Origin of the sequence: Micromonospora sp. NPDC003816 (genome assembly GCF_042874705.1) — a bacterium.
Taxonomy (GTDB): domain Bacteria; phylum Actinomycetota; class Actinomycetes; order Mycobacteriales; family Micromonosporaceae; genus Micromonospora.
Map to the genome: position 1 here is coordinate 22,234 of NZ_JBIANP010000012.1, position 25,132 is coordinate 47,365.

Below are 25,132 nucleotides of genomic sequence, written 5' to 3' on the forward strand. Positions count from 1 at the left end.
CGAGGGCAACAGGGAGACACCAATGACCACGGCACGCCGGCCGGCAACCCTGGACGACGTCGCCCGAGCCGCCGGAGTCTCCCGCTCCACGGCGTCACGGGTCATCGCGGGCAACGGGTTCGCGTCACCGACCGCGCGGGAGCGGGTACGCACCGCTGTGGACGAGCTCGGCTACGTACCCAACCCGGCCGCCCGGGCGCTGGTGCACGGCACCGGCGTACGGCTGCTGGTGGCGGTGGCCGGCACCGACCCGGCCGTGCTCGACGACAGCTACGTCGACCAGGTGCTCGGCGCCACCGCGCGGGTCTGCGCACCACACGGCCTGGGCGTCACCGTCGACTGGGTGCCGTTGCACGCCCCGGAGCGGCTGGTCCGGCTGACCGACGACCGGGGCGTGACCGGGTTGATCCTGGTCAACACGACCCCGGCTCTGCTGGAACTGGTGCCGCGCCGGCTGCGGGGGCGAGCGGTGTCGATCGGGGTCGGTTCGGCCACCGTGCCGTCGGTGGACATCGACAACGGCGGCGCCACCGAGGCCATCGTCCGTCACCTCTACTCCGGCGGTCGCCGTCGGATCGCGATGGTCACCGGCCCCCCGTGGTTGACCTGCGCGAACCGCTCGGTGGACGCGTACCGGGGGTTGCTGCGCGACGCGGGCCTGCCGACGCGCGAGGTGGTCGGCGACTTCTCCGTGGAGCGGGGCCGCTCCGCCGCCCGCGAGGTGCTGCGCCGCTGGCCGGACACGGACGCGATCGTCGGGATCAGCGACGCGACCGCGCTGGGCGTGATCGGTCGGCTCCGCGCCGACGGCGTACAGGTGCCCGGCGACGTCGCGGTGACCGGCTTCGACGACATCCCGCTGGCCGCCGTGACGGCTCCGGCCCTGACCACCGCCAGTCACCCGGTACGCCAGATCGCCAGCGCCGCCGCCACCATGGTGCTGGAGCACCGGCACGCCCCGATGCGCACCCGCTTCCCGTCCGCACTGGTGCGCCGCGACAGCGCCTGACCACAATCTTTCAGGATATCCAATTCAGCGGTACGGGGACTCGGCCGAATGTGACCGGAAATCGGTAAGATCGGCGACTGCCATCTGACTGATCGCTGACTGATGGCTCGGGCGGCGAACGCACAGACTGAGCCCATGAAATCGGGGCCCGGGCGCACCAGGATACTCCGCGGCGCGGCGTGTCTCGTCCTTCTGGCGGTTCTTTCCGGCTGTATGCAACTGAACGCCGGGCTGACCGTCAACGCCGACGACACGGTCAGCGGACAACTCCTGCTGACCGCCGAACGCACCGTGCTGACCACGAACAACAAGACGGTCGAGGCCGGCTTCGCCGAGCTTCGGCAGAACATCCCAGCCCTGCCCGAAGGCACCGAGAGCCGGTACGAGGACGCCACCCACTACGGCTCTCAGATCAACTACCGGAATGTCCCGCTCGATCAATTCGACAGCGAAAGTCTGAGCATCGTCCGACAGGGCGACGACCGGTACGTGTTCACTCTTCCGCTCGATCCGAAGAAGTACGGCGGAAAAGTGGCCGAACAGAATCCGGCCAATCAGGCGCACTTCATGACGCTGATGTCGTTCGAGATCTCGGTGACGTTTCCCGGACGCGTGCTGGACGTCAGCGCGGGCGGTCAGGTCAACGACCGGACGGTCACCTGGCGGGTCGCCCGCAACCAGCCGAAGCCACCGGAGCTGCGGGCCGTCGCCGAGGCACCACCCCGACCGTCCGCCCCGGCGGACGACGAGGAGAGCGGCGGGAGTTTCCCGTGGCTGCTGGTCGGTGCCGGTGCGGTGATCCTGCTGCTGGTCGCGGCGCTCGTCGTACTGCTGCTGCGTCGGCCCGGCACGGGCCCGGCGGACGGCGGCGCACCGACGCCCGGCGGACCGGGCACCTCCGGTGGTCCGGGCACCATCGGTCCGGCACAGCACACCACGACCGGCGGTGTGCCGGGCTCCGGCTGACGCAGGTCAGCCGGCACCGTCGCCCGCCCGGCGGGCGGCACCACATCCCACCTCGCACCACGCGAAACCGAAGGGAGATCGGCGATGAACGATCTCTTCACCTGGGCGGCGCTGGGCAGTCTGACCGGCGCGAGCGCCGCGACGCTGCTGGCCACGAACGTCATCGGCGGGCTGATCGGCCCGAGTGCCGACACGGCACGCAAGTGGATCGCGCTGGGTATCGCCCTGCTGCTGTCGTACCTCACCGCGGCCTTCGCCACCGACGCGGGCGCCGAGAAGTGGATCATCGCCTTCTTCAACGGCCTGGTCATCTTCTCCGCCGCCCTCGGCGTCAACCAACTGCCTCCCGGCAACCGGCAGGCGACCCCGACCCGGCTCGCGCAGGGCAACGAGCCCCGCTTCATCCGCTCCTGGGCCTAGAGGGGAACCGTCATGGCCGTCTTCGGAGTCATCAGCGCCGCCGTCCACGTCGCGGCGGGCACGGTCCTCGGCGGGCTGCTGGGCGGACCCGTCGGGCTGCTCGTCGGGGCGGGCGTCGGGCTGGTCGTCGGCATCGTCTTCGGATGGTCGATCACCTCGGCCCGGGTCTACGGGGCCGACGCCCGAGGGATCTTCCTGTTCGTCGTCGACCACACGTGGAGCCTGCTGAACACGGTGGTGGGCGCGACCTACCTCGCGGTGCACCTGGTCTTCGGCCACTCGCTGGACCGGGCCACCTCGCAGCACAGCTGCCGGGTCAACGTGGTGGAGGGCGTCTCGCCGCGCTACGCCACCACGCTGGGCACGGTCTGCGCCGGCTCCGGGCCGGGCATCCAGCGCCACGAGGACGTGCACATCTTCCAGGCCCGACTGCTCGGACCGCTCTACATCCCGCTGGTCCTGGCCAACTACGTGCTGTTCACCATCGCGCCGGTGTGGCTGCTCTACCACGACCACACCGGCGCCCCGATCAACCGCTTCACCCGGTACTTCGAGATCGGCGTCTACCCGCACGTGTGGAACGAGGCGATCGCGTACCGCATCCAGGGGACGCCGCCGCGATGACCGGAGGCGGCCCGATAGAGACGGCCACCGCCGAGCTGGCGGAGTGGCTGGCCGGGGCGGCGGGAGACGCCGTCCCGGTCGGTCCGCCCGGGTCCGGTCCGGCGGCGGGCGGGCTGACACTGTGGCCGCTGGAGTTGCGCCCGGCCCGGCAGACCCGGGGCAGCGGCGGCCCCGAGCCGTACCGGCTCGTCGCCCGCTACCTGCTCGCCGCAGGCGGGCCGGAGGCGCTGGCGACGTTGGACCGGGTGCTCGTCGCGGCGACCGGAGGAAGCGGACACACGCTCGTGCTGGAGGCCGGTGACCCGGCGCTGTGGGTGGCCCTCGGCGTCCCGCCCCGGCCGGCCCTGCTGATCGACGTACCGGTGCAGGTCACCCACCCGCACGAGCCGGCACCGCCGGTGCTGCGTCCGCTGCGGCTGCGGCAACTGGAGATGCTCACCTTCGACGGCCGCGTCGTCGGTCCCGCCGACCAGCCGCTCGCCGCGATGCGGGTGGAGGTCGTCGGTCAGCCGTACGCGACCCGGACCGATCCGGCGGGACGGTTCCGGGTCGTCGGCGTGCCGCACGACCCGCAGCAGCCCGGAACGGTCCGGCTCCGGCTCACCGGTCGGGGTCAGGTGCTCACCGCCGAGGTGGACCCGACCGACACCGACATCGTCATCGTCTGCGCGCCACCGACCCGCTGACCCGACCCGTACGGGAGGACCGATGCCCAGCTACTTCTCACCCGGGATCTATGTCGAGGAGGTGCCTGCCGGTGCCCGGCCGATCGGACCGGTCGGCACCAGCACGGCGGCCTTCGTCGGCGTCGCTCCGGACCGCACGGCCCGTCTCGGCGAGGCCCTCGCCGTGAACAACTGGACCGAGTTCCTCCGCCTCTACGCCGACGGTGACGAGTTCGAGAGCACCCCGTTGGCCCGCGCGGTCTTCGGTTTCCTCGACAACGGGGGCACCCGCTGCTGGGTGGTCAACGTCGGCGAGGGCGGCGCGCTCACCGGCAGCGGACGCCAGCGCGGCGGACTGGACCTGCTGGAGGCTATCGACGAGATCTCCATCGTGGCCGCGCCCGGCTTCCACGACGCGGTCGCGCACGAGGCGCTGCTGAGCCTGGCCGAGCGCACCCGCACGATGGTCGCCATCTGCGATCCCGCTCCCGACATCGACGACATCTCGACGCTGACCCGGGTGGCCACGGCCGGCTCCGGTCGGGCGGCGAAGCCCACCGAGGGCGGCGACAGCCCCGCCAGCTCGGGTGGCTCAGGCGGCGCGGGCGGCGCGGGCGGGGGTACGACCGGGTCGAGCGGCGGCCCGCAGGCGCACCGGCCCCGGCAGTCCGACTTCGGCGCGCTGTACTTCCCCTGGCTGCGGGTCCGCGACCCGCTCAGCGGCGACCTGGTGCTCACCCCGCCGAGCGGGCACCTGGCCGGTATCTGGGCCCGCACGGACGCCCTGCGCGGCGTGCACAAGGCTCCCGCCAACGAGCCGGTGCGCGGTGCCGTCGACCTGGGTCACCTGGTCACCCGATCCGAGCACGACGTGCTCAACCCCAAGGGCGTCAACGTGATCCGGTACTTCCCCGGCGAGGGCATCCGCGTCTGGGGCGCGCGGACACTCGCCGCCGAGGCCAGCGAGTGGCGGTACCTCAACGTCCGGCGGCTCTCCATCGCCATCGAGCAGGCCATCGCCAACGGCACCCGGTGGATGGTGTTCGAGCCGAACGACTACACGCTGTGGCGCTCCATCCGCCGGGACATCGGCGCCTTCCTGACCCGGGTGTGGCGCGACGGCGCGCTGCTGGGTCGTACGCCCGAGGAGGCGTTCTTCGTCAAGTGTGACGAGGAGACCAACCCGGCCGACGCCCGGGACGCCGGGATGGTGGTCGCGCACATCGGCATCGCGGTGGTCAAGCCCGCCGAGTTCGTGGTGTTCAAGCTGAGCCAGTGGGCCGGCGGCACCGAGACCGAGACGATTGGAGGCTGACATGCCGACCACGGCCACTCCGCAGCCGGGCGCCCCGGTCGACCCGTACCGGGCGTACAACTTCAAGCTGCTGGTCAACGGGGTCACCAACGGCCACTTCACCGAGGTCAGCGGCCTGGACGTGAACATCCCCGCCCAGCCGTACCGGGAGCAGGGCAACGACCGGATCCGGATGATCCCCGGACAGGTCGAGTACGGCCCGGTCACGCTGCACTTCGGCCTGACCGCGTCCCGGGAGCTGTGGGACTGGGTGCACACGATCGCCCGGGGCACCAGCGACCGCCGCAACGTCTCGGTGGTGCTGCTCGACTCCGTCGGCACGGCCGAGGTGCTGCGCTGGAACCTGCTCAACGCCTGGCCCACCCGATGGCGCGGCGCACACCTCAACACGCTCGGCCAGGAGATCGCCATCGCGGCGCTGACGCTGCGCTACGAGAGCCTGGAACTGGAGACCGGCGGTGCCGCGCCCACGCCCGCGTAGCTGGGTCGCCGGTCGGCTCCGGTCCGCCGCGCGTGCCGTGGACCGGTTCGCCGGTCTGGTCGACACCACCGACGACGAGAGGGACGACGACCTGCGTGGTGGCATCCGCGCCAGCGCGACCGGGGGCCCGCGTGGCGACGCGGTCGGCGGCGCGGACCACGGGACTGACGCCGCAGCGCCGTCGGACGTGTGGGAGGCGGTCGCGTACCGGCATCCGGACCGCCCCCCGGAGCACTGGCTGCGGCTGATCGCCGCCCATGCCCCGGGGCTGCTCCGCGACCTCGCGGCCGAGCTGCCGCCTGGTGATCTGCCGCCTGCTGCTCTGCCGCCTGGTGCGGCGGAGGGACCGGTGGACGTGACCGATCCGTGGGCCGGGCGACGGCCGCCCGGCGGCGGCTGGGGCGACGGGGTCTCGTCGGCTCACGTCGCGTCACCGGGGAGCGACAGGTCCTCCCCCGGCCCCTTTGCTCTGCTTCAACCGACGCAACGCCCGGGATACCGCACGACGGCCGTTGCGTGGAGTGAAGCAGAGCAAAGGGGCAGAGCAGGGACAGGTGCCGGCCCCACGACCAGCCCTACGTCCGGCCCCACGACCGGCGCGACGACCGGACCGGCGACCGGCGCGGCGACCGGTCCGGCGGTGGTACGCGGGGGCAGCCCGGCGTCGAGTGACCACGGCGTACCGGGAGGTCGACGTACGGGAAGCGGAGCCGATACAGGAGCCGGGATGGAGGGTGCGCCGCGGCCGTCCACGGGCGGCACGCCCTCGGTGAGTGGTGTGGGCACGGCGGAAGCAGCCCCAGGCGTCAGCGGGGCACGCGCACCGGGAGCAGCGGCGGGCGTCGGCGGACCCAACACACCGAAGATCAGCGGACCGAACACACCGAAGGCAGGTGAGGGCGTGAGCGGGGTGGCGTCCGGTGGGGAGGGTGTGGGTCCGGCGGTGGGCGACGCGACGATGCCGTGGGCGGGCGGACGCGGGCGTCGCGCGGATCCGCCCCGCGAGGGGACGGACCCGGCGACCGGCGTGACCGGCACCGGTGTGGCGGACGTGTCGGGCCGACCACGGCGGGGCTCGGGTGCCGACCGACAGACCGACGTTCCGGTGGCGTCCGCCGGATCGTCGTCCGGCTCCGGGTCGACGGCGGGGCACTCACGGTCGGTGACGGATCCGCCCGAAGCACCGCGATCGGTGCCGGGCCGGAATCGGGCGGTGCTACGCCTGGTCAACTCCGACCCGGACACCTCGCCGTCACAGGTATCGGGGCGGGAGTCCGACGGGGAGCGGCGTCCGGCGCGATCACCCGGCAGCGGACGCGACGGGGATCGGCATCCGGCGTGGTCGGGTGGGGACGGGCCCGACGGGACGCGGTACCCGGAGCGGTGGGGAGCGGCGGGTGGGGACGGTCCGTCCGGGAGGGGCGGCGAGGTCGGACGGCGGCGCGCGGACGGTGCGTACGGGGACGGGCTGTGGCCCGGTGCGGGGCTGCCGGCCGGCACCGGTCAGCGGCCGGCACCGGCGCGCGGGCCCTGGCCGGAACTGGGCCCGGACGGGACCACCGACGTCCGGACGGGTGGCGGGCGGGACGCGTCCGACCCGTGGCCCGCCCTGCCCGACGACCGGGCACTCTGGGCGGTCCCCGAGCCGGAGGACGCCGCCGCGGCCCACCTGCGCCGACTCGACCGGGAACAGGCGGGCGGCTGATGGAACGGGTCGCGTTCCTCGTCGACGCCACCGGCGAGCGGGTGGACTGCCTGCTCAACCCGGAGACCGTGCAGGTCAGTCGGCTGGCCGGAGTACGCCGACGGGGCAGCACCGGCAGTCAGCTCACCGGCGCCGGGCTCGCCGACGACCCGCTGGTGTTCACCGGTGGTGGGCGTACCGAACTCGTTCTCGACCTGCTCTTCGACACCGACTTCGCGGAGGGGCAGGTCCGACCGACTGACGTGCGTGCGCTGACCCGTCCGCTCTGGATGCTGGCGGAGAACTCCGCGGTCGAGCACGGCTGGGTCCGGCCGCCGCTGGTGCGGCTGGTCTGGGGCAAGACCTGGAACGTGCCGGGGGTGATCGTGGCGGTGGCGGAACGGTTCGACGCGTTCACCGCCACGGGGTCGCCGCGCCGGTCCTGGCTGCGACTCAAGCTGGTGCGGGTCGCCGAGGACACCACCCGGGCCGAGGAGGGTTTCGCCGAGGAACTGGCCGAGGCACAGACGCCGGCCGTCGCGCCGGGCACGGCCCTGGTCGCCGCCGGGGACGGCACCGCCACTGCCGATTCCACCGGCGTACGTTTCGACCTGCTCGCCCACGACGCGCTCGGCTCGCCGCTGCGCTGGCGGCTGCTTGCCGAACACAACCGGATCACCGACCCGCTCGCCGTGCCCGCCGGCACCGCGCTGGCCGTACCGCCGCTGCCGGGCACCGTCGCCGCGACGGGTGACGGGACATGAGCGGCGGCGCGCCCCGGGCGCTGACGGTGCTGCTCGACGGCGGCCCGTTGGCCGGCCGGGGCACCGGACGGGTGCTCTCGGTGCGGGTGGCCGCCCGGCTGAACCGACCGACGCAGTGCGAGGTGGCGTTGACCACCGGGCCGGGCGACGCGCCGCCGGTCGCCACGGCGCGGGTCGGCGCGCGCCTGGAGGTCCGCCTCGACGGGTACCCGACGGCGCTCTTCGGCGGCGAGGTCACCGCCGTCGAGGTCGAGTACGCCGCCGACGGCGCGGCGATCCTGCGGATCCGGGCGTACGACGCGCTGCACCGGTTGCGCAAGCGGCAGCGGTTGCGGGTGTTCGAGTCGGTGACCGCCGCCGAGCTGGCCGCCGACCTCTGCGCCGACCTGGGACTGCGGGTCGACGCCGAGGTCGACGGGCCACGGCTGGACCGGCTGCCGCACCACCGCCCGAGCGACCTCGACCTGCTGGTGGAGGTGACCGGCCGGGCCGGGCTGCACCTGAGTGTCGACGACGACGTGCTGCGTCTGCTGACGCTCGACGGGTACGGCGCGCCGATCCCGCTCGCGCTCGGCCGCGACGTGCACGGCCTGCGGCTGGCGGTCAACGCGGACGCCGCCGTGGGCGAGAGCGCCGCGCTCGGCTGGCACCCGCAGCGGGCCGAAGCGTTCACCTCGCAGGCCGCCGTGCCCCGGTGCGGGCGGGACACCCCGGTGGACCCGGATCCCGCCGACGTGGGCGCGGACGGCACCCGGACCGCGCTGGACCAGCCGGGCCGCAGCGACGACGAGATCGCCGCGCTGGCTCAGGCCCGGCTGGACGTACGCGCTGCGGCGCTGGTCACCGCCGAGGGCACCGCCGAGGGTGATCCCGCGTTGCGTCCCGGTCGGCGGATCCGGTTGACCGGGGTCGCCGAGTCGATGGCCGGCACGTACGTGCTGACCGAGGTGGTGCACACCGTCGACGCCGACGGGTACCTGAGTCGTTTCTCCACCGTGCCGCCTCCGGCGCCGCCGGCCGGGTCACCCGCTCCGGCGGTGGTCACCCTGGGCACCGTCACCGACGTGGCGGACCCGGACGGGCTGGGGCGGGTGCGGGTGGAACTGCCCGCGTACGGCGGGGCGGACGCGGGTTGGCTGGCGGTGCTCTGCCCGGGTGCCGGCCGGGGCAAGGGACTGGTGGCGCTGCCCGATCCGCAGGACACCGTGCTGGTGGCGCTGCCCGGTGGGGAACCCGCCTCGGGTGTGGTGCTCGGTGCGCTGTTCGGCGCCGTCACGCCGTACGACACCGGGGTGGACGACGGGCGGGCCCGGCGCTGGTCGCTGCGGACCTCGGGCGGGCAGCAGGTGGTGGTCGACGACGTGGCCCGCAGCCTGCGGTTGAGCACCGACACGGGTAGCTGGCTGGAGCTGACCCCGGACCTGGTCACCCTGCACGCCGCCGCCGACCTGGTGCTCTCCGCCCCGGGCCGGGCGATGGTGGTGCGCGCCCGCAGCGTCGACTTCCTGCACGCCGAGGCGAGCGAGGACCCGGGCACCGCCGCCGAGCGGGCCCGCAGCCTGGCCCGCACCCATCACGGAGGAGGTGGCTGATGCGCTGGATCCATCGCGACTCGGTGATCAGGTGTGACCACGACGGCCGGATCCGCAACGAGGAGTCGCAGGGGTGGGTGCGGGTGGTCGGCGTACCGGTGCTGGTGGCCGACGACCCGAAGGGCCGGAAGATCGTCGCCTGCCCGAACTACGGCGCGACGGTCAAGCCGTGTACGAAGACCGAGCCGGTGCGCGTCGGTTACAGCGACTTCGTCCGCGTGGACGGTCACCGGGTGGTGCTGTCGCACCTGGAGGGCTTCACCGACGGCAGCCCGCCGGGCCAGTTCCGGTACCGGGTACGCGATCCCCGGCAGGCGTTCCTGGGGGCCGACCGGTGAGGGCGATCCGGTTCCTCGGCGCGGGTTTCGACGCCGGGCGCGGTGGGGGGCTCGGACTGACCGCGGCCGGCGGGCTGGCCATGACCGACGGCGACGAGACCGTACGCCAGGCGCTGTTCCTGCTGCTGTCCACCACGCCGGGCGAGCGGCTGATGCGCCCCGGGTACGGCTCCCGGCTGCACCGGTTGGTCTTCGCCCCGAACGACGACACCACCGCCGGGCTGGCCATCCACTACGTCCGCGCGGCGGTCACCCGCTGGGAGCCCCGCATCGACGTGCTCGACGTGGACGCCGGTCCGGACCCGGACGACCCGTGGCGGCTGGTGATCCGGCTGGACTACCGGATCCGGGCCAGCCTCACCCCCGGGCAACTGGTCTTCTCCGTGGACCTGCTGCCCACCGACGACGACCCGTCGGGGCCGACCCTCGACCCCGACGCTGAGGAGGGGCGATGACCCTGCCCGTGCCGCACCTGGACGACCGGACCTTCCTCGACCTGGTGACCGAGGCCCGGGAGCGGATCCGGCAGTCCTGCCCCGGCTGGACCGACCTGTCCGCGCACGATCCGGGCATCGCCCTGTTGGAGGCGTTCGCGCACCTCACCGAGGTGATGATCTATCGGCTGAACCAGTTGCCGGAGAAGGCGTACGTCTCCTTCCTCAACCTGCTCGGTGTGACCCGGCACGCCCCCTCGGCGGCCTGGGCGGAGGTGCGGTTCACCCGGACCGGCGCCGACGACGAGGCGCTGCGGATCCCGGCCGGTACCCGGGTCGCGGCGGCGCGTGGCGCGGACCCGCGACCGGTCGTCTTCGTCACCTGCGAGCCGGCGCTGCTCGCCGCCGGCCAGCGTGAGGTGACCGTCCGGATGCACCACTGCGAGCCGGTCGAGGCGGAACTGCTCGGCGTCGGCACCGGCGCGCCGGGGCAGGTGCTGCGGGCCGGGCGGGCCCCGCTGGCCCGGACCGCCGAACCGTTGGACCTGCTGCTCGGCGTCGAGGTGCCGACCGGCTCGGTGGAGTTGGGCGCGGCGGCCCGCGAGCACGAGGGGCGGACCTTCGAGATCTGGCGGGCGGTGGACAGTTTCGCCGGCCTCGGAGCGCAGGACAAGGCGTACCTGGTGGACCGCTGCTCGGGCACGGTGACCTTCGCCCCGGCGCTGGACCTGCGCGGGCCGGACTCCGCCGGTGACGACGCCCCGGTCACGGCCGTACCGCCGGCCGGACGGCAGGTGCGGCTCTGGTACCGCGCCGGTGGCGGCACCGCCGGCAACGTGGCGGCCGGGACGTTGACCAGCCTGCGGGACCCGCTGCCCGGGGTGAAGGTGGTCAACCCGGCACCGGCGGCCGGCGGCCGGGAGATGGAGGCGATGGAGTCGGTGCTGCTGCGCGGCCCGTACGCCTTCTTCGCCCAGCAGCGCGCGGTGACCGCCCGCGACTTCGAGGTGCTGGCCACCGGTTCCGGCGGGGTGAGCCGGGCCCGCGCCTTCACCCGGGCCGCCGTCTACAGCTTCGCCCGACCCGGCGAGGTGGAGGTGGTGCTGGTGCCGTACGTGCCGGACGACGCCCGGCCCGGCGGCCGGCTGCCGGTGGAGGTGCTGCGCGGGCACGAGGTGGAGGAGGCGCGGCTGCGGGTCGAGGCGGACCTGGAACGTCGCCGGTCGCTCGGCACCACCTGCCGGGCGAGCTGGGCGCGGTACAAGGCGGTGTCGATCCGGGCCCGGGTGGTGGTGCGCCGGGAGGAGGACGCGGAGGCGGTCCGGCGGCGCATCCACGACCGGCTGCACCAGACGCTGAGTCCGCTGCCCACACCGCTGAACCCGGCCGGTTGGGCGTTCGGTGAGCCGCTGCGCGCGTCCAACGTGTACCGGTTGCTGGAGCACGCCGAGCCCGGGGTGCGCTACGTCGAGTCGGTGCGGTTCGTCGTCGACGAGGCCCCCGACCAGCAGGTCCGCACGCTCGCCGCGGACCAGTACCAACCCCGCACCTGGTACGCGGGCAGCGGCCCGGTGCTGTTCCGCTCCACCAACGCCGGTGCCGGATGGGAGCCGGCGGGCCGGTTCGACGGGGAGACCGTGCAGCGGGTGGCGCCCGCACCCGCCCCGGTGCGGCCCGGCATCGTGCCCCGGCCCGGGTCGGTGGCGGTGGCCACGGTCCGGTCCGGCGGCGGCTCCCGGGTGCACCTGAGCGCCGACCTGGGCGAGACCTGGTCGCTGCTGGCCGACCTGGACTCGCGGATCAGTGACCTGGCCTGGATCGACCGGGACGGCGCGGGCGCGTTGCTGGTCGCCACCGACACCGGCCTGTACGAGGTGTCGCTGCTGCCCGGTGCGGTGCCGTTGCAGATCCTGGTCGACCCGGCCGACGCCGACCGGGGCTTCTACGCGGTGCGGGCGTTCGTCTCCGAGCGCGGCGTACCCGGGGTGGCGGTGGCCGCACAGGCCGGATTCGGGGTCTACCTCTCCGGTAACGCGGGCCGACCCGGCAGCTTCTCCCACGTCGGGTTGGCCAACGTGGACAACCGGCTGCTCGCCGTGCAGTACGACGGCCCGGCCACGCTGCTGTGGAGCGGTGCCGGCGAGCCGGACCCGAAGCGGCCCGGGCAGGGGTGCTTCCGGGCCCGGCTGTTCGAGTCCGACGTGAAGTGGCAGGCGATGCAGTCCGGCTGGATCGGCGGCACCTGCCGGGACCTGACCTTCAGCGGCACCCAGGCGCTGGCCGCCACGCAGAGCGGCGGGGTGTTGCGGCTGGACACGGTCGCGGCACAGCCGCAGTGGTCGTCGGTGTCGGTCAACTGCGGGCTGCCGCTGCGCGACCGCACCCGGTTCGTGCCGGTGGACGCGATCGCCGCCACCGCCGGAACGGACCGGCTGGTGCTGGCCGGTGGGGAACGCGGCGTGCACCGCAGCGGCGACGCGGTCGACTGGTCGGCCAGCGCCAACCAGGCCACCGCCGACGTGGTCACCGTCCCGGACACCTGGCTGCTCTGCTCCGGCGAGCACGACATCGAGGTGGTGCGGCACGATGCGTCGACCGGCCATTGAGCGGCTGCTGCCCGCCGCCTACCAGCGCGCCTGCGTGCCGGGCAGCGTGCTGTGGGCGCTGCTGGACGTGATGGAGGCGCTGCACGCGCCGGACGAGGCGGTGCTGGCCGACGTCGACGCGCTGTTCGCGCCGTACCGGGCACCGGGCGGGATGGTGGCGTACCTGGCCGGGTGGGTGGCGATGGACCATGTGGTCGCCGCGCCCCGGCGGGACGCCCCACTGCCGTTGCCGCTGAGCCGGCTGCGTGACCTGGTCGCGCACGGGGCGGCGCTGGCGACCTGGCGGGGCACCCCGGACGGGCTGCGGACCGCCCTGGAACTGGCCACCGGGGTCACCGGTTTCGTCCTCGACGAGCCGGCCGACCGGCCGTTCCACCTGGTCGTCCGGGTGCCGCCGACCGCCGCCGACCAGCTCGACCTGGTCAGCCGGATCGTCGCGGCGGAGAAGCCGGCCGCCGTGACCGCCGAGATCACCGTCGTGGCGGGCGCACCGGCGGTCGGCCGGGCCAGTGTGCCGTCGCCCTCCCCCGTTCCCACCCCGCCCGATCCCGCTCCGGAGGAGCCGTCATGACCACCGAATGGACCGTCGTCGCCGCAGCCGAGCAGTTCACCCTGGACGTCCGGAACGCCGGGGAGCTGACCTTCACCGTCTCCAACCCGGGGCTCGCGCCGGACACGGTGGTGTTCGACGTGGCGCCCGGCGAGGGTACGCAGCGTTCCTGGTTCACCGTCACCGAACCGCAGCGGGTGGTGCCCGGGCAGGGCTCGGTGTCGTTCCTGGTCCGGCTGGCCGTGCCGGCGGGGACGCCGCCGCGTCGCTACGACATGACCGGCTTCGCGTACTCGGCGAACACCGCGCCGGAGGAGAGTTCCCGGTCCAGTGGCCGGGTCACCTACGAGGTGCGGGCCGTGGCGCCGCCGAAGCGTACGCCCTGGCCGTGGATCGCCGCCGCGGCGGCGCTGGTGCTGGTGGTCTCGGCGGTGGTGGTGTTCCTGGTGGCGCGCGAGGACGATCCGCCGCCGCAGGCCCGGGTGGTGACCGTCGAGGCGGAGACGTTGGTGACCGGTGCCCGGGTCGAGTCGCCGACCGGCTCGGCGGCGGCCGTGGCGGTGCAGCCGAACTGTTGCGAGGTGACCTGGTCGCAGGAGAACCAGCTGTTCTTCCTGGGCCGGGCGATCAACGACCGGGTGACCGTGACGGTGGAGGTGCCGGCCCAGGCCGTCTGGCAGTTCTCCACCGTGCGGACCACGGCTCCCGACTACGCCAACACGGTGTTCCTGATCGACGGGCGGCAGGTCGGTGATCCCTTCATCGGCTTCTCCCCCACGGTGCGGGTCACCGACTGGATCGACGTGGCCCGGGTGCCGCTGGCGGCGGGCCCGCACCAGATCACCCTGGTGGCGATCGGCAAGACGCAGAGCACCGACCGCTACTTCGCCGGGGTGGACGCGATCCGCTTCACCGAACTCCCCCCCACCCCCTGACCCCCCTGACCCCCCTGAACCCGGTTGATCAAGAGGTTTGCGTCGTCTCATTGCCTCTTCCCGACGCAAACCTCTTGATCAACGCGACGAGACGACGTGCGACGAGAGCGAGGTGCAGTGGTGACGGGACGGCAGAAGGTGTTGTTGGGGGCGCTCGGGGTGCTGCTGGTGGTGTTGTTCGTGGTGGCGGTGGGAGTGGGGGGCGGGGGGCGGGGGGATCCGTCGGCGCGCAGTGGGTTGGTCGACCTGCTGGGGCGGGCCGGCGGGACGTCGGCGGTGGACCCGACCACCGTCGACGCGGACTGTGCCGAGGCGCCCGGGGTGCTGGCCGTCACCGGCGACTGTGCGCTGCGGGTGGCCGACCCGGGTGGGTTGCGCACGCTGATCCTGCGCAGCCCGGAGGCGTTCACCGTCGAGGCGCCGGCCCCGGGGGACGCCGAGTTCACCGTCGAGGACGACGTCACGCCGGCCGACGACGGCACCGGCGCGGTGGCCCGGATCGCCGTGGACCGGGCCACCACGGTACGGGTGAGCTGCTCCGGCGGCTGTCCGGTCACGATCGCGCGGGACTGAGGCGGGAGGCCGGGATGGGCGCGCTGCGCAAGCCGTTCCTGCTGTTGGCGATGCTGGCGCTGGTGCTGGCGGTGGGCGTCGAGCTGGGTGCCGGGCTGCTGCTGGGCGGCGGCGACGCCGGTGCGGCGCTGACCGACAGCGCCGGTGACCTCGGGGTCGAGGTCGGTGACGTGAGCGGGGTCGGCGAGCCGTCCGGCCGGGGCACCGGCTATCTGGTGCTCGTCGACGCGGCGGCGCTCTGGACCACCGGGCTGTTCTGTCTGGGGTTGGTGCTGCCCGAACGGATCCACGGTCGGGTGCAGGGCGTCGCCACCCTGATCTTCTCGATCGTCCTGATCATCGTGGCGTTCGTGGCGCTGATCGTCGCCTTCGTCGAGCTGATGGTCATGGTGTCGTTGTTCCTGGCTCCGCCGTTCGGCACGCTGGCGTACCTGGCGTTGTGGGGATTCTTCCCGGTCGGCGACGCGGCCGTGCTGCTCGGCCTGGTGCTGCTGCTCAAGCTCGCCTGGGCCGGTCTGCTGGTGCTGGCCCAGCCGAAGTTCCTCCAGAACAAGGGCCTGGTGCTGCTGATCCTGACCAGCCTGCTCTGCACGGTGCTGCTGGAGTTCCTGCACAATCTGGTGCCGGTGATCCTGGTGAGCATCCTGGACGACCTGGGCGCGCTGCTCTTCGCGATCATCGGGATCGTCTGGGCGCTGGTGCTGCTGATCGGCGCGATCCCGGCGATCGTGAAGGCGCTGCGGGCCACCGCCGCACTGCGCGCCGAGCCCGATCCCGACCGCTAGGTGCCGGTTTCACGGGGGCGGCCGATTCTGATGACGCAGACCTGGGTGCGCGGGGCGGATATGGTGGTGCCGTGATCGGGCTCGGCATGATCTGGTACCTCGTCGGCGTACTCGCCGACGTGGGTGCTTCCAGCATGCTGTCCGGCACGGCCGCGGCGACCGGTGTGCTGGTCGCCGCCGTGCTCGCCGCCGCGAACCTGGTCCATCGGGTGGTCACCGTCCCCGACCTGCGGATCACCCGACGGTTGCTCCGGGAACGGGCCGGGCGCACGGGCGTGCCCCGGCACCGCGATCCGGACGCCGCCGGCCGGGCCCGCCCCCGGGCACCGACCGCGACCCTCGCGGTCGCCTGAGCGCTCACCGTCGCTCGCTCCACCTGCCGCTCCTCGGCGACCGCTGCTGACTCGTTCCGCCCGTCACCAGTCGTCGTCGTGTTCCGAGGGGTACCCGCATGTCCGATTCATCTGTTTTCCGTTCACCGTACGCTGCCGGAGCCCTCCGGTGAGCGCCCTGTTCAGCCCGATGATGGCCGTCGTCTACGGTGCCATCTCGGGCATCCTGCTCTTCTGGCACGGCGCCTGGCAGCTGCTCTTCGGCGACGCCGCCGCGCTCGGCACCGACTGGGCCTGGGTGCTGGGCATCGTCTTCCTGGTGCTGACCGTCCGGGGTGTGCTGTTCCCGGTCTACGTCCGGCAGATCAAGTCGCAGCGCGCGATGCAGGCGCTCCAGCCACGCGTCAAGGAGATCCAGGAGAGGCACAAGGACGACCGCGAGACCATGCAGAAGGAGCTGCTGGAGCTCTATCGCACGGAGAAGGCCAACCCGCTGACGGCCTTCCTCCCGATGCTGGTGCAGATCCCGGTCTTCCTGGGCCTGTTCCACGTGCTGCGTCATCTCAAGCCGACCATGCCGGAGCACATGAAGACGCTGTACGGCTGGACGGTCACCCAGTTCGACAGCGCCTCGTCGGCGACGTTGTTCGGCGCGCCGATCGCGGCCAGCCTCCGGTCCGGTGCGCAGGAGCTGTCGCTGCTCGGCGCGGACGGCACGACCGTCCGGATCGTCGCCGCGATCCTGATCGTCACGATGATCGCCACGACCTATCTGAGCAGCCGGCAGATGATCCTGCGGACCGGCTGGGCCGAGGACCCGCAGCAGCGGACGGTGCAGCGGCTGATGCTCTACGGCATCCCGTTCTCGCTGCTCGTCTCGGGTCTGATCTTCCCGATCGGCGTGATCATCTACTGGGTGACCACGAACCTGTTCTCCCTCGCCCAGCAGACCTGGGTCCTCCGGAAGTACCCGCCGCCGACCAGCGGCACGCCGAAGGCGGGAGCCACGGCCACCCCGGCCCGCGCCACACCCCCGGCCCGGTCGCTCGCACCCCGGCCGGGCGCGAAGCCGACCACCGCCCGCCGGGGCGCGACACGCGGCCGATAGACGCCGAGATCCCGGTACGCCCCCTTGCCGGGCGGCGTACCGGGATCACCGGTGACAGACGTCAGCGCACGTCGGTGGTGGTCCAGCGCGGCGACGCGTTGGTCACCACGGCGGTGTCACCGACGAGCGTGGTACGCCCCTCGGCGTCCCGGCGCACACTGCTGCCCACCCAGAGGTCGACGTCGCCGGGCTCCACCACGCGGGTGAGGCTGCGGTCGGAGAAGGCCAGGCGGGTGGTGGGCACCGTCAACTCGACCGTGACCGACTGGCCCGGCTCCAGGTGCACCCGGCGGTAGCCGAGCAACTGGGCCACCGGCCGCGTCACCGAGCCGACCAGGTCACGACCGTAGAGCTGGACCACCTCGTCGCCGGCCACCGCACCGGTGTTGGTGAGCCGGACGGTCACCGGCAGCGCCCCGTCGGTCGGCACGGTGGCGGGGACGGTCAGGTCGGCGTACTCGAAGGTGGTGTAGGACAGGCCGTGACCGAACGAGGCCACCGGGGTCGCCGGCAGGTTGGTCACCTCGCTGCCCTCGCCGAGGGTGGGGTGCAGGTACGAGAACGGCTGCGCCCCGGCCGATCCGGGCAGGCTGACCGGCAGCCGCCCCGACGGGTTGACCCGGCCGGAGAGCACCCCGACGATCGCGCCCGCCCCCTCCTCACCGGGGAAGAACGCCTGCACCACGGCCGCGCAGCGGTCCATCGCCCAGCCGAGCACGTACGGCCGACCGGTGAGCAGCACCAGCACCACCGGCGTACCGGTCGCCAGCACCGCCTCGGCCAGCTCCCGCTGGACACCCGGCAGCTCCAGGTCCTCCCGGTCGCACCCCTCGCCGACGGTGCCGCGCCCGAACAGTCCCGCGTGGTCGCCGACCACCAGGACCGCCACGTCCGCCGCGGCGGCGGTGGCCACCGCCTCGTCGAAGCCGGACCGGTCCTCGGAGTCCACGTCGCAGCCCCGCGCCCAGCTCACCAGGTCGGTGCCGAACTCGGCCCGGGCCGCCGCGAGGACCGTCGGCACCTCGATGCCGGTCTCCACGTCGGGGTGCTGGACCAGCACGTGGTTGAGGAAGGAATAGCAGCCGAACAGCGCACCCTCCCGGTCCGCGTTCGGCCCGACCACCGCCACCCGCCGCCCGGCAGGCAGCGGGAGTACGCCCTGGTTGGCGACGAGGACGACGGACTTCTCGGCGAGCCGGCGGGCGATGGACCGGTGCTCCGGCGAGTCGAGGTCGACCGGCTGCGGCTCGTCGTCGAAGGTGGCGTCGAGCAGCCCGAGCGCCTCCTTCTGGCGCAGGACCCGCAGCACCGCCCGGTCCACGACCGCCTCGTCGAGCCGGCCCGACCGCACCGACTCGGCCACCGTCAGGTAGGCGTCGCCGGTCGGCAGTTCGATGTCGACGCCGGCGGTCAGCGCCTGCACCGCCGCGTCGGCGTTGTCGGCCGCGACGTGGTGCAGCAGGTTCAGGAAGGCCACGCCGAAGTAGTCGGCGACCACCGTCCCGTCGAAGCCCCACCGGTCCCGCAGGATCCCGGTCAGCATGGTCGGGTCGGCCGCCACCGGTACGCCGTCGATCTCCGCGTACGAGTGCATGACCGACCGCGCGTCGCCGTCCAGGATCGCCATCTCGAACGGCGGCAGCAGCACGTCGGCGAGTTCCCGGGGACCGGCGTGCACCGGGGCGAAGTTGCGCCCGGCGCGGGAGGCCGAGTAGCCGGCGAAGTGCTTGAGCGTGGCCAGCACCCCCTGTGCCTGGAGTCCCCGCACGTACGACGTGCCGAGCGTGCCGACGAGGTAGGGGTCCTCGGCGATGCACTCGTCGACGCGCCCCCAGCGGGGGTCACGGATCACGTCGAGCACCGGGGAGAGCCCCTGGTGGATGCCGAGCGCCCGCATGGACGCCCCGATCGCCTCGGCCATCTCGGTGACGAGTTCCGGATCGCAGGCGGCACCCCACGCCAGCGGGGTGGGGTAGGTCGCCGCCTTCCACGCGGAGAGCCCGGTGAGGCACTCCTCGTGGACGATCGCCGGGATGCCGAGCCGGGTGCCGGTCACCAGGTCGGACTGGAACTTCCACAACCAGGACGCGCGGGCCTCGGCGTCGACCGGCCGGGTGCCGTACGCCCGGGTGAGGTGCCCGAGCCCGTGCCGGGAGAAGGTCTCCAGCTTGCCGACGTCGGCGAACTCGCCCTGCAAGGGCGCGACCGTCTCGCCGTCCTCCTTCTCCCAGAAGCCGACGAGCTGGGCGACCTTCTCCTCGATGGTCATCCGCCCGAGCAGCTCACGGACCCGTGCCTCGCCGTCCGGCCGGTCGGACCGGTCGTGCCGGTCGTGGCCCGGACCCGGTTGTGCCGGGACCGGTGCGCCGACCACGCCGTGGACCTCAGTCATGCTGTGCTTTCCCCTTTGTGTTGTGCTGGCGTCGCGTCGGCTCTCGTCCGGCCGCGCCGCTCAGCCCTTGACCGCGCCCTGCAGGCCACCGACGATCTGCTTTTCGGCGAACGTGAAGAAAAGTAGTGCCGGCAGCATTGCCAGCGAGGTGAAGGCGAGGATTCCGGCCGTGTCCGAGGTGTACTGACTGGAGAAGTTCTGCACGCCCAACGGCAGGGTGTGCAGGCTGGCGTCACCGAGGACGAGCAGCGGCAGGAGGAAGGCGTTCCAGCTCGCCACGAACGCGAGGATCCCGACGGTGACGAGGGCGGGCCGCGACAGCGGGAGCATGATGCGCCAGAGGAACCCGAGCCGGCCGGTGCCGTCGATCGCGGCGGCGTCCTCCAGTTCGCGCGGGATCGCGGAGAGGAAGGGCCGCAGGATCACGATCGTCAACGGTAGCGCGAAGGCGATCTGCGGCAGCATCACCGCGAAGTAGGAGTTGATCAGGTTCATGTCCCGCAGCATGAGGTAGAGCGGCAGGATCGCCGCGCCGGCCGGGAAGAGCAGGCCGAGCGTGAAGAAGGTGTAGAGCACCTCACGGCCACGGAAGGTGTAGCGGGCCAGCACGAACGCGGCGCAGACCCCGAGCAGGACGACGCCGAGCGTGGTGCCCAGCGCGATCACGGCGCTGTTGAACGCCTGCGTCCAGAAGCCGCTCTGGGTCAGCACCCGGGCGTAGTTGTCGAAGACCCACGGGTCGGGCAGACCGGCCGGGTTCGCGACGATCTGCGGGGTGGTGCGGAAGCCTCCGATGATGACGTACAGCACCGGGACGATCGACACCGCCGCGACCGCGAGGGCCAGCCCGTAGGTGAGGGGATTGCCCCACGACACCGGGCGACGCCGGCGGGACGGGGACAGGGTGGCGTTGGCGGTCACGTCAGTTCGCCCTTCCGGTCGTGGCACCCTGGATGTCACGGCGCAGCAGGAACCGCTGGAACAGCAGTGCCGCGACGAACGAGATGACGAAGAGGATCACCGCCACCGCGTTGCCGTACCCCCACAGCCGGGCGAAGAACCCGTTGTCCACCATGTAGGTGGCCATGGTGGCGGAGGCCCCGAGCGAGCGGACGGCGGGCACCGAGGTCACCCAGATCACGTCGAAGACCTGCAACGAGCCGATCATCGACAGGAACATCCAGATCCGGATGGTGGGGCCGAGCAGCGGCAGGGTGACGTGCCGTTGGATCTGCCACCAGCTCGCGCCGTCGATGGCGGCGGCCTCGTTCAACTCCTGCGGCACGTTGGACAGGCCGGCGAGCAGCAGGATGATGGCGAAGCCGACGTACTTCCAGGTGAGCACGAACAGCAGCGTCCAGATGACGATGTCCAGGTCGGCCAGCCAGGCCTGCACCAGGCCGCCCAGCCCGATCGACTGGAGCAGCGCGTCCAGGCTGCCGTTCGGGGTCAGGATCAGCTTCCACATGATGCCGACCGTGACCTCGGCCAGCACGTACGGCACGAAGGCCAGCAGGCGGAACAGGGTGCGGCCCCGGAAGTGCCGGTTGAGCAGCAGGGCCACGCCGAGGGCGACCGGGCCCTGCAACAGCAGCGAGCCGAAGACGATGATGGCGTTGTTGCGCAACGCGTCGAGGAAGATCGGGTCCTGGAACGCCATGACGTAGTTGTCGAACCCGATGTACTCGGTGGGCGGTCCGACTCCACGCCAGCGGAAGAGGCTGTAGTAGAGCGCGAAGCCCATCGGTACGAGGACGAACGTCACGTAGACGACGATCGCCGGGGTGGTGAGACCGATGATCTCGTACCACTTGCGTCGGGTCTCGGCGGCCCGGTCCTTCGAGGGGCGCCGGACGGGCCGGAGCCCCGCCGGCGGCGCGGAGGCACCGCCGGCAGGGTCCAGTGTGGTGGGGTTGGTGGCGGTCACTTGCGCGCGGCCGCCTTCATCGCCTCGACGACCTGCTCGGGAGTCCCGTTGCCGGCGAAGATGGCGACGATCGCGTCGTTCATCGCGTTACCGACGGTGCTGCCGAACGCGGTGTCCAGCCAGAGCTGCACGTAGGTCGCACCGGTGGTCGCCTCCAGGATGGAGCGCAGGGCCGGGTCCTGGACGCCGTCCTCGGCACCCTTGGCGACGGGCAGGCCGGTGCCGGTCTGCGCGTAGCCCTTCTGCACCTCGGGGCTGACGATGTACTTGAGGAACTCGACGCACTCGCCCGGGGCGTTCTTGGCGCAGGCGAAACCGTCGCCACCGCCGAGCGCCGCCTTCGGGTCACCGGCGGAGCCGGAGATCGCCGGCACCGGGAACCAACCGATGAACTTGTCGAGCGCCTCCTTGTCGTTGGTCACCGTCTCCAGCGAGCCCTTGTTCCAGTCGCCCATCAGCTCCATGGCGGCCTTGCCGTTGGCGAGCAGACCGTTGGCGCTGGTCGGGTCGTTCTGACCCGGGGTGGCGATGAAGTTGTCCTGGAACGGCGTGGTGTCGATGAAGGCCTTGAGGTCCTGGCCGGCCTTCACGAAGCACGGGTCGTCGAAGACCGTCTCGGCGCTGGCCTTCTTCAGCGTGTCCACCGAGCAGGCGCGCAGGGCGAAGTTGTACCACCAGTGCGCGGCGGGCCACTTGTCACCGGCGCCCAGCGCGATCGGGATCACGTTGATCGCCTTGAGCTTGGTGACCGCGTCGTTGAGCTCCTCGAACGTGGTCGGCGGGGCGGCGATGCCGGCCCGCTCGAACATGTCCTTGTTGTACCAGACGCCCTCGATGCCCATCCGGTACGGCAGACCGTACTGCTTGCCGTCCACCTGCCAGATCTCGGCGGCGCTACCGATGTTGTCGACCTCGGACTTCGCCTGCTCGGTGATGTCCTTGAGGTAGTCGGCCTCGACCTGCTCGCGGATCTCGCCGCCGCCCCACGCCTGGAAGATGTCCGGCGGGTCGTTGCTCAGCAGCGCGGCGGGCAGCCGGGTGCGTTGGAGCTGGTTGGTCTCGATCCCCTCGATCTCGATCGTGACCGTGGGGTGGAGCGCGGTGAAGTCGGCGGCGACCTTCTCCCAGTAGGTCTTGCCGGGCCCGTCCTGGGAGGCGTTGTGCCACCAGGTCAGGGTCACCGGGTTCTTGAACAGCTCACTCTCCGGAGCTTCGGACTCACCCCCGCCGCCACATCCGGCGGCAAGCAGTGCGGTGGTGATGGACAGCGCTATGGCGGTGGTTACGCGGCGCTTCAAAGCCATCGGTATCTCCTCGACGTATCAGTCGCGGTGCTCGGCCTGCCGGCGAGTTTTACAGCCGTGTAACTCAGTGTCAATCGGTGTCGATAACGTTTTCGACTCGCCGTCGGCAGCGCTCGTCGAGCCCTCTATCATCGTCGGCGTGGCGTTCCCGCAGCGTGTCAACATGTCGGACGTGGCCCGAGCGGCCGGCGTCTCGGTCGCGACTGTATCCAAGGTGGTGAATGGCCGGTACGGCGTGGCGCAGGCGACCGTGGAGCGGGTTCAGCAGGTCATCCACCAACTCGGCTACGAGGCCAGCCTCGGCGCGCAGAGCCTGCGCAGCCACCGTACGAACGTGCTGGGGATTCTGGTGGCCGAGTTCGAACCGTTCTCCACCGAGTTGCTCAAGGGCGCCTCGTCGGAGGTCACCGGCACCGGTTACCAGTTGCTGGCGTACTCCAGCGGTGACGTGGCCGGTGCCGCCGTCGGCTGGGAACGACGCTCCCTGGCCCGGCTCTCCGGGACGCTCATCGACGGCGCCGTGATCGTCACCCCCACGGTGGTGGAGACCAAGCAGGGCTTCCACGTGGTGGCCGTCGACCCGCACACCGGGCCGTCCGGCCTGCCCACCGTCGACTCCGACAACTTCGCCGGTGCCGTGCTCGCCACCAACTACCTGCTCTCGCTCGGCCACCGCCGCATCGGGCACATCTCCGGCCGCGCCGACCTGGAGTCGTCCCGCCTGCGCGAGGCGGGCTTCCGGCAGGCCATGGCCGACGCGGGCGTGACCGTGGACGAACGGCTCGTCCGCGTCGGCGGGTTCCGGATCGAGAGCGCCGCCGGCACCGCCGCCGAACTGCTCGCCCTCCCCGACCGGCCGACCGCGGTCTTCGCCGGCAACGACCTCTCCGCCATCTCGACCATCGACGTGGCGCAGAGCATGGGCCTGTCGGTACCCGACGACGTCTCCGTGATCGGCTTCGACAACGTCCCGGAGTCGGCGCTGACCAACCCGCCCCTGACCACCATCATGCAACCGATCCAGCGGATGGGCGCCGAGGCGCTGCGGCTGCTCGTCGACCTGATCGCCGGTGTGGAGCGCGACTCCCACATCCGACTCCCCACCGAACTCGTGGTCCGCGCCTCCTGCCGCCCGTTCCCCGCCTGACGCCGCCCGGCGGGGCATTCGCCCGTCCTCGCACCATCTGACGACAGGTATCACCGGCTCGGTTACCGGCTCCTGAAGAACGTCATCGCGCCGAAACGGTACGGACACCCACCGTGACCGGCGCACGCTCCTTCGATAGGAGAACCTGTCATGAGCAGTGCAGGAAGACGGGTCCGCCGCGCCACGGTGGTCGGGCTCACCGCCGCGATGCTGACCGGCCTGCTGGCCGTCACCGCCGCCGCCGCGGTGCCGGTCGAGGCGGTCCCGGCCGCCGCCGCAGCCGCCCGGACCGACGTCTACATCAAGGACACCACCGCCGACGTCGGAGTCGAGCCGCACGCGCTGAACCCGCTCTGGGCCAGCCCCGACATCAAGGTCTGCCCCACCGCGATCGAGTGCGCCGTCAGCCAGAACCCGATCGTCGGCGTCACCAACTACCTCTTCATCAAGCTGCGCAACCCCGGCCCGTACGGCTCGGGCGCCAGCAACGGCGTGCTTCGCGTCTATCGGACCACGCCGGGCGGCGGCGCGGTCTGGCCGACCCACTGGACCCAGATCGGCGCGGCCAACGTGGTCTCCTTCGCCGGGGTCACCACGGTCACCATCCCCTGGACCGGAGTCCCCGGGCCGGGGCACTTCTGCCTGCTCGCCCGCTGGGTGTCCGCGACCGACCCGATGACCTTCGAGGGCCCGGACATCAGCACGAACACCCGGCACAACAACAACATCGCGTGGCGCAACGTCGACTCGGTCCAGCTCGCCGTGGGCGGATCGCCGGCCGTCCGGCCGTTCGCCATCGGCAACTCGCTGACCGTACCGTCCAGGAACGAGGTCGTCTTCGCGGCGGCCGAGCCGCTCCAGGCGATCGGCGGTCGGGTCGTCGTCGATCTCGGCCCGGAACTCTTCGAGCGCTGGCGGGCCGGGGGCGCGGTCGGCACGGGTGTCCGCGCCGTCGGCCGGACGCAGGTGGAGATCGTCGAGCCCACCAGGGCCAGCCTGGGCAACCTGGCGCTGAACCCCGGTGAGCGCGCGGAGTTCTCGCTGCTCTTCTCGGCCACGGCCGACAGCCAGCGGGAGATCTCCTTCACCGTCACCCAGTTCGGCCCGGACAGCAGCGGCGCCCGGTCGACCGACCTCGGTGGTGTGCAGTATCTGATCAGCACTGTCAAGCGGTAGCTCGC

25 protein-coding genes are annotated in these 25,132 nt (G+C 72.4%); 21 read left to right on the forward strand and 4 right to left on the reverse strand.

The features are described 5' to 3' along the window. Positions 1-22: 22 nt before the first annotated feature. The 19 genes from ACFYTT_RS26725 to yidC all read left to right on the forward strand — a co-directional run bounded on the left by ACFYTT_RS26725 (position 23) and on the right by yidC (position 17,181). A complete protein-coding gene (locus ACFYTT_RS26725) occupies positions 23-1,009 on the forward strand; it encodes a LacI family DNA-binding transcriptional regulator (protein WP_176094419.1) in 987 nt (328 codons plus the stop codon). A 213-nt stretch (positions 1,010-1,222) separates the two neighbouring features. Continuing rightward, positions 1,223-1,975: an LppM family (lipo)protein gene (locus ACFYTT_RS26730; RefSeq protein ID WP_387263199.1), complete on the forward strand. Its 753-nt coding sequence runs from the start codon at positions 1,223-1,225 to the stop codon at positions 1,973-1,975. Positions 1,976-2,059: 84 nt separating this feature from the next. Beyond that, positions 2,060-2,395 (forward strand): hypothetical protein, encoded by a 336-nt coding sequence (locus ACFYTT_RS26735; RefSeq protein WP_131054723.1) that lies wholly within the window; start codon positions 2,060-2,062, stop codon positions 2,393-2,395. Positions 2,396-2,407: 12 nt separating this feature from the next. Next, positions 2,408-3,019 (forward strand): glycine zipper family protein, encoded by a 612-nt coding sequence (locus tag ACFYTT_RS26740; RefSeq protein WP_131054722.1) that lies wholly within the window; start codon positions 2,408-2,410, stop codon positions 3,017-3,019. Next, positions 3,016-3,705, forward strand: a complete 690-nt coding sequence (locus tag ACFYTT_RS26745) for a carboxypeptidase-like regulatory domain-containing protein (protein ID WP_387263203.1) — start codon at positions 3,016-3,018, stop codon at positions 3,703-3,705. Before ACFYTT_RS26740 ends, ACFYTT_RS26745 begins: the two co-directional genes overlap by 4 nt. A gap of 22 nt (positions 3,706-3,727) precedes the next feature. Further along, complete coding sequence (locus ACFYTT_RS26750; protein WP_387263206.1) at positions 3,728-4,999, forward strand: phage tail sheath family protein; 1,272 nt, start codon at positions 3,728-3,730, stop codon at positions 4,997-4,999. Between the two features lies 1 nt (position 5,000). Then, positions 5,001-5,480, forward strand: coding sequence for a phage tail protein (locus tag ACFYTT_RS26755; RefSeq protein WP_131054719.1), 480 nt, complete (start codon positions 5,001-5,003; stop codon positions 5,478-5,480). A gap of 901 nt (positions 5,481-6,381) precedes the next feature. Further along, complete coding sequence (locus ACFYTT_RS26760; RefSeq protein ID WP_387263210.1) at positions 6,382-7,185, forward strand: hypothetical protein; 804 nt, start codon at positions 6,382-6,384, stop codon at positions 7,183-7,185. Then, positions 7,185-7,928 carry a hypothetical protein gene (locus ACFYTT_RS26765; protein ID WP_176094424.1) on the forward strand — a complete coding sequence of 248 codons (744 nt, stop codon included), beginning with the start codon at positions 7,185-7,187 and terminating at the stop codon, positions 7,926-7,928. Before ACFYTT_RS26760 ends, ACFYTT_RS26765 begins: the two co-directional genes overlap by 1 nt. Continuing rightward, positions 7,925-9,520 carry a phage baseplate assembly protein V gene (locus tag ACFYTT_RS26770; RefSeq protein ID WP_387263212.1) on the forward strand — a complete coding sequence of 532 codons (1,596 nt, stop codon included), beginning with the start codon at positions 7,925-7,927 and terminating at the stop codon, positions 9,518-9,520. Before ACFYTT_RS26765 ends, ACFYTT_RS26770 begins: the two co-directional genes overlap by 4 nt. Then, complete coding sequence (locus tag ACFYTT_RS26775; protein ID WP_131055568.1) at positions 9,520-9,858, forward strand: hypothetical protein; 339 nt, start codon at positions 9,520-9,522, stop codon at positions 9,856-9,858. Before ACFYTT_RS26770 ends, ACFYTT_RS26775 begins: the two co-directional genes overlap by 1 nt. After that, positions 9,855-10,313, forward strand: coding sequence for a GPW/gp25 family protein (locus ACFYTT_RS26780; RefSeq protein ID WP_176094426.1), 459 nt, complete (start codon positions 9,855-9,857; stop codon positions 10,311-10,313). The genes ACFYTT_RS26775 and ACFYTT_RS26780 overlap by 4 nt, the downstream gene beginning before the upstream one ends. Next, positions 10,310-12,898 carry a putative baseplate assembly protein gene (locus ACFYTT_RS26785; protein WP_387263215.1) on the forward strand — a complete coding sequence of 863 codons (2,589 nt, stop codon included), beginning with the start codon at positions 10,310-10,312 and terminating at the stop codon, positions 12,896-12,898. Before ACFYTT_RS26780 ends, ACFYTT_RS26785 begins: the two co-directional genes overlap by 4 nt. Beyond that, positions 12,879-13,469, forward strand: a complete 591-nt coding sequence (locus ACFYTT_RS26790) for a phage tail protein (RefSeq protein ID WP_131055574.1) — start codon at positions 12,879-12,881, stop codon at positions 13,467-13,469. Before ACFYTT_RS26785 ends, ACFYTT_RS26790 begins: the two co-directional genes overlap by 20 nt. After that, positions 13,466-14,383, forward strand: coding sequence for a hypothetical protein (locus ACFYTT_RS26795; protein ID WP_176094429.1), 918 nt, complete (start codon positions 13,466-13,468; stop codon positions 14,381-14,383). The genes ACFYTT_RS26790 and ACFYTT_RS26795 overlap by 4 nt, the downstream gene beginning before the upstream one ends. A 120-nt stretch (positions 14,384-14,503) precedes the next feature. Next, positions 14,504-14,956, forward strand: coding sequence for a hypothetical protein (locus ACFYTT_RS26800; RefSeq protein ID WP_387263218.1), 453 nt, complete (start codon positions 14,504-14,506; stop codon positions 14,954-14,956). Positions 14,957-14,970: 14 nt separating this feature from the next. Further along, positions 14,971-15,741, forward strand: coding sequence for a hypothetical protein (locus tag ACFYTT_RS26805; protein ID WP_387263221.1), 771 nt, complete (start codon positions 14,971-14,973; stop codon positions 15,739-15,741). Between the two features lie 71 nt (positions 15,742-15,812). Continuing rightward, entirely contained in the window at positions 15,813-16,094 is a 282-nt protein-coding gene (locus tag ACFYTT_RS26810; protein WP_387263222.1) for a DUF6412 domain-containing protein, read from the forward strand. A 169-nt stretch (positions 16,095-16,263) separates the two neighbouring features. Next, positions 16,264-17,181 carry a membrane protein insertase YidC gene (gene yidC / locus ACFYTT_RS26815; protein ID WP_387263398.1) on the forward strand — a complete coding sequence of 306 codons (918 nt, stop codon included), beginning with the start codon at positions 16,264-16,266 and terminating at the stop codon, positions 17,179-17,181. 61 nt (positions 17,182-17,242) lie between these two features. Here yidC and ACFYTT_RS26820 read toward each other — a convergent pair whose 3' ends face one another. From ACFYTT_RS26820 to ACFYTT_RS26835, 4 genes are read right to left on the reverse strand one after another with little or no spacing between them, the layout of a single operon-like run. Continuing rightward, positions 17,243-19,573: a beta-glucosidase gene (locus ACFYTT_RS26820; RefSeq protein WP_176094433.1), complete on the reverse strand. Its 2,331-nt coding sequence runs from the start codon at positions 19,571-19,573 to the stop codon at positions 17,243-17,245. Between the two features lie 60 nt (positions 19,574-19,633). Beyond that, entirely contained in the window at positions 19,634-20,494 is an 861-nt protein-coding gene (locus ACFYTT_RS26825) for a carbohydrate ABC transporter permease (protein ID WP_131054785.1), read from the reverse strand. Position 20,495: 1 nt separating this feature from the next. After that, the gene (locus ACFYTT_RS26830; protein ID WP_131054784.1) at positions 20,496-21,500 is read right to left on the reverse strand and encodes a carbohydrate ABC transporter permease; all 1,005 of its coding nucleotides are present in this window, start codon (positions 21,498-21,500) and stop codon (positions 20,496-20,498) included. After that, complete coding sequence (locus tag ACFYTT_RS26835) at positions 21,497-22,804, reverse strand: extracellular solute-binding protein (RefSeq protein ID WP_387263225.1); 1,308 nt, start codon at positions 22,802-22,804, stop codon at positions 21,497-21,499. The genes ACFYTT_RS26830 and ACFYTT_RS26835 overlap by 4 nt, the downstream gene beginning before the upstream one ends. Before the next feature lie 163 nt (positions 22,805-22,967). Between ACFYTT_RS26835 and ACFYTT_RS26840 the strand changes: the two genes are divergently transcribed. After that, positions 22,968-23,951 carry a LacI family DNA-binding transcriptional regulator gene (locus ACFYTT_RS26840; RefSeq protein WP_176095890.1) on the forward strand — a complete coding sequence of 328 codons (984 nt, stop codon included), beginning with the start codon at positions 22,968-22,970 and terminating at the stop codon, positions 23,949-23,951. A 150-nt stretch (positions 23,952-24,101) separates the two neighbouring features. After that, complete coding sequence (locus ACFYTT_RS26845; RefSeq protein WP_387263228.1) at positions 24,102-25,127, forward strand: hypothetical protein; 1,026 nt, start codon at positions 24,102-24,104, stop codon at positions 25,125-25,127. Positions 25,128-25,132: the final 5 nt, after the last annotated feature.

Bases quoted from the DNA above. Each gene is read 5' to 3' on its own strand.
- ACFYTT_RS26725 (WP_176094419.1), top strand. From the start codon at position 23: ATGACCACGGCACGCCGGCCGGCAACCCTGGACGACGTCGCCCGAGCC.
- ACFYTT_RS26750 (WP_387263206.1), top strand. From the start codon at position 3,728: ATGCCCAGCTACTTCTCACCCGGGATCTATGTCGAGGAGGTGCCTGCC.
- ACFYTT_RS26735 (WP_131054723.1), top strand. From the start codon at position 2,060: ATGAACGATCTCTTCACCTGGGCGGCGCTGGGCAGTCTGACCGGCGCG.
- ACFYTT_RS26785 (WP_387263215.1), top strand. From the start codon at position 10,310: ATGACCCTGCCCGTGCCGCACCTGGACGACCGGACCTTCCTCGACCTG.
- ACFYTT_RS26790 (WP_131055574.1), top strand. From the start codon at position 12,879: ATGCGTCGACCGGCCATTGAGCGGCTGCTGCCCGCCGCCTACCAGCGC.
- ACFYTT_RS26820 (WP_176094433.1), bottom strand. From the start codon at position 19,573: ATGACTGAGGTCCACGGCGTGGTCGGCGCACCGGTCCCGGCACAACCG.
- ACFYTT_RS26840 (WP_176095890.1), top strand. From the start codon at position 22,968: ATGTCGGACGTGGCCCGAGCGGCCGGCGTCTCGGTCGCGACTGTATCC.
- ACFYTT_RS26745 (WP_387263203.1), top strand. From the start codon at position 3,016: ATGACCGGAGGCGGCCCGATAGAGACGGCCACCGCCGAGCTGGCGGAG.
- ACFYTT_RS26845 (WP_387263228.1), top strand. From the start codon at position 24,102: ATGAGCAGTGCAGGAAGACGGGTCCGCCGCGCCACGGTGGTCGGGCTC.
- ACFYTT_RS26795 (WP_176094429.1), top strand. From the start codon at position 13,466: ATGACCACCGAATGGACCGTCGTCGCCGCAGCCGAGCAGTTCACCCTG.
- ACFYTT_RS26765 (WP_176094424.1), top strand. From the start codon at position 7,185: ATGGAACGGGTCGCGTTCCTCGTCGACGCCACCGGCGAGCGGGTGGAC.
- ACFYTT_RS26805 (WP_387263221.1), top strand. From the start codon at position 14,971: ATGGGCGCGCTGCGCAAGCCGTTCCTGCTGTTGGCGATGCTGGCGCTG.
- yidC (WP_387263398.1), top strand. From the start codon at position 16,264: ATGATGGCCGTCGTCTACGGTGCCATCTCGGGCATCCTGCTCTTCTGG.
- ACFYTT_RS26770 (WP_387263212.1), top strand. From the start codon at position 7,925: ATGAGCGGCGGCGCGCCCCGGGCGCTGACGGTGCTGCTCGACGGCGGC.
- ACFYTT_RS26755 (WP_131054719.1), top strand. From the start codon at position 5,001: ATGCCGACCACGGCCACTCCGCAGCCGGGCGCCCCGGTCGACCCGTAC.
- ACFYTT_RS26740 (WP_131054722.1), top strand. From the start codon at position 2,408: ATGGCCGTCTTCGGAGTCATCAGCGCCGCCGTCCACGTCGCGGCGGGC.
- ACFYTT_RS26775 (WP_131055568.1), top strand. From the start codon at position 9,520: ATGCGCTGGATCCATCGCGACTCGGTGATCAGGTGTGACCACGACGGC.
- ACFYTT_RS26730 (WP_387263199.1), top strand. From the start codon at position 1,223: ATGCAACTGAACGCCGGGCTGACCGTCAACGCCGACGACACGGTCAGC.
- ACFYTT_RS26835 (WP_387263225.1), bottom strand. From the start codon at position 22,804: ATGGCTTTGAAGCGCCGCGTAACCACCGCCATAGCGCTGTCCATCACC.